This window comes from Nocardioides sp., assembly GCF_024509035.1.
Lineage (GTDB): Bacteria > Actinomycetota > Actinomycetes > Propionibacteriales > Nocardioidaceae > Nocardioides.
The window spans coordinates 1-2,382 of the sequence record NZ_JANINT010000296.1 but is presented as its reverse complement, the minus strand read 5'-3'; the positions used below and the strand labels follow the sequence as shown (position 1 = coordinate 2,382).

4 protein-coding genes are annotated in these 2,382 nt (G+C 71.6%); 1 reads left to right on the top strand and 3 read right to left on the bottom strand.

The genetic code is table 11. The annotated features are described in order from the left end of the window. Positions 1–126: 126 nt before the first annotated feature. Entirely contained in the window at positions 127–525 is a 399-nt protein-coding gene (locus Q0L15_RS19430) for a helix-turn-helix domain-containing protein (protein ID WP_296606217.1), read from the bottom strand. 146 nt (positions 526–671) lie between these two features. Between Q0L15_RS19430 and Q0L15_RS19425 the strand changes: the two genes are divergently transcribed. After that, positions 672–1,253: an NAD(P)H-dependent oxidoreductase gene (locus tag Q0L15_RS19425; protein WP_296606216.1), complete on the top strand. Its 582-nt coding sequence runs from the start codon at positions 672–674 to the stop codon at positions 1,251–1,253. Here the strand turns inward: Q0L15_RS19425 and Q0L15_RS19420 are convergent. Together Q0L15_RS19420 and Q0L15_RS19415 are read right to left on the bottom strand one after the other, a co-directional pair. Next, a complete protein-coding gene (locus tag Q0L15_RS19420; protein ID WP_296606215.1) occupies positions 1,250–1,792 on the bottom strand; it encodes a hypothetical protein in 543 nt (180 codons plus the stop codon). The two genes, Q0L15_RS19425 and Q0L15_RS19420, sit on opposite strands and share 4 nt — an antisense overlap. Beyond that, positions 1,785–2,382: NADP-dependent isocitrate dehydrogenase (locus tag Q0L15_RS19415; RefSeq protein WP_296606214.1), on the bottom strand; the 598-nt coding region annotated here is incomplete at its 5' end. The genes Q0L15_RS19420 and Q0L15_RS19415, both read right to left, overlap by 8 nt.

Here is a 2,382-nt window from a genome sequence, read left to right as displayed (position 1 = left end):
GACGGCGGACGGTGACCACCCTCGGGTGACCACAGCGAACGGCGACCACGCTCCCGCATTCCTCAGCAACGACGAGCCGAGCGGACCCGCAGGCCGACGCACATCCGACGCCCTGCCGGCTCAGGCTCAGGCAGAAGCCTGCTGAGCTGCCCGGGCGTCGAACTCGGCGCGCGCGGCGAGGATGCGTGGGGTGTTCGCGGTGGTCCACTCGGCCAGGTGCGCGACAGGCACGCCCAGCTCCATGCCGAGGTCGGTGAGGGCGTACTCGACCTGGGGCGGCACGGTCGCGATCACGGTGCGGCTGACGAGGCCGTCGCGCTCGAGCACCTTGAGGGTCGAGGACAGCATCTTCTGGCTGATGTCGCCGATGCGGCGGCGCAACTCGTTGAAGCGCAGCGGCCCGTCCCTGAGGGTGGAGACGATCAGCAGCGACCACTTGTCCCCGAGCCGGGCGAGCATGTCCGCGATCGCCCCGCAGGCGCCGTGGTCCTCCTCGGGCCGCGCACAGGTGCGGCTGTCGACCATCGCCGCTCCTCCCTCGATCACCGCCCGCGCGGTCACCTCGAGGTGACCTGGTGCGGAGAAAGTGCCTTCTTGTCCGGCACCGGGGATCCCGGCACCGTGGTTACCACAAGGAACCTACTCCCTAGAAGACACCGAAGGAACCCTCCGTGACCACACCACCGCGCCTCGCCCTCGTCATCGGCTCCACCCGCCCCGACCGCTTCGCCGACAAGCCGGCGGACTGGCTGCTCGAGCGCGGGGCCGGGCGCGACGACCTCACCCTCGAGCGCCTCGACCTGCGCGACTTCGACCTGCCGTTCTACGAGTCCCCCCAGACCACCGACCCGCGGGTCCTCGCCTGGCGCGAGGCGATCGGCGGGTACGACGGCTTCTTGTTCGTCGTCGCCGAGTACAACCACGCGATGACCGGCGTGCTCAAGAACGCGCTGGACCAGGCGACCGCCGAGTGGCGGCGCAAGCCGTTCTCGGCGTTCGGCTACGGCAGCGTCGGCGGCGCCCGGGCCGTCGAGAACCTGCGGACCGCGGCGATCGAGCTGCAGATGGTGCCCTCGAAGTTCTCCGCCCACCTCGGCGGCAGCGACCTGTTCCGCGTGCACCCGTTCGGCGGCAACGGCCCGATGAGCGACATCGCCGAGGCGGTCGGTCCGTCGGTCGACGCGATGTTCGAGGACCTCGCGTGGTGGGCGACCACGCTGCGCGACGCACGGACGGTCGCGGCAGCGGCCTAGCGGACGACCGTCACCTCGGACTGCACGATGGCGACCTCGCCGCTCTCGGGCAGGCAGGGCTGACCGGCGAACGTCCCGGCGGGGCCGAAGCCGCCGCCCATCGACACCTCGTCGCCGTCGTGGGCGACGGTCGTGCCGGCCCCGTCGAGGATCGTCAACCGCTCGCCCTGACGGACGGCCTTGAAGCCGGCAGGCCACACCGGCCAGACCTTGCCCGGGTCGGCGCCGTCCTGACCGGCCTCGAGATAGACGCAGTGGTCCGCGTCGACACGCAGCACGCCCTGGATCAGCGCGTCGTCACCGCCGTTGCCCGGCGTCCAGCCCGAGACCGGCAGCCGCACGGTGGTGCCGCTCGGCGCGTCGTCCCCGGACGAGACCGCCGCGACGATGCCGAAGCCGACGGCGGCGATCACGAACGGCACGGCAGCCACGATCGCGTAGCCGCGCCGGCTCAACGCCTCCGGGCGGGACCAGCGGTCATAGGGCTGGTCCCGCTCGGCGGGCGTCGGGTCCTCGGCAGGCCCCTGGGGGTCAGCCAAGAGAGGCCAGCGCCTCGTTCAGCGTCGCCGAGGGACGCATCACCGCGTCGGCCTTCGCGTCGTCGGGGCGGTAGTAGCCGCCGATGTCGGCCGGCGAGCCCTGGACGGCGAGCAGCTCCTCGACGATCTTGTCCTCGTTGTCGGCCAGCGTCTGGGCGAGCGGTTTGAACGCAGCGGCCAGCTCGGCGTCCTCGGTCTGCCCGGCCAGCTCCTGCGCCCAGTAGAGCGCGAGGTAGAAGTGCGAGCCGCGGTTGTCGATGCCGCCCAAGCGCCGGGTCGGCGACTTGTCCTTGTCGAGGAACGTGCCGGTCGCCCGGTCGAGGGTGTCGGCGAGGACCTGGGCACGCGCGTTGCCGGCGTACCCGGCGAGGTGCTCGAAGGAGGCCGCCAGCGCGAAGAACTCACCGAGGCTGTCCCAGCGCAGGTAGTTCTCCTTGACCAGCTGCTGCACGTGCTTGGGCGCCGAGCCGCCCGCACCGGTCTCGAAGAGACCGCCGCCGGCCATCAGCGGCACGATCGAGAGCATCTTGGCCGAGGTGCCGAGCTCGAGGATCGGGAACAGGTCGGTGTTGTAGTCGCGCAGCACGTTG

Bases quoted from the DNA above. Each gene is read 5' to 3' on its own strand.
- Q0L15_RS19430 (WP_296606217.1), bottom strand. From the start codon at position 525: ATGGTCGACAGCCGCACCTGTGCGCGGCCCGAGGAGGACCACGGCGCC.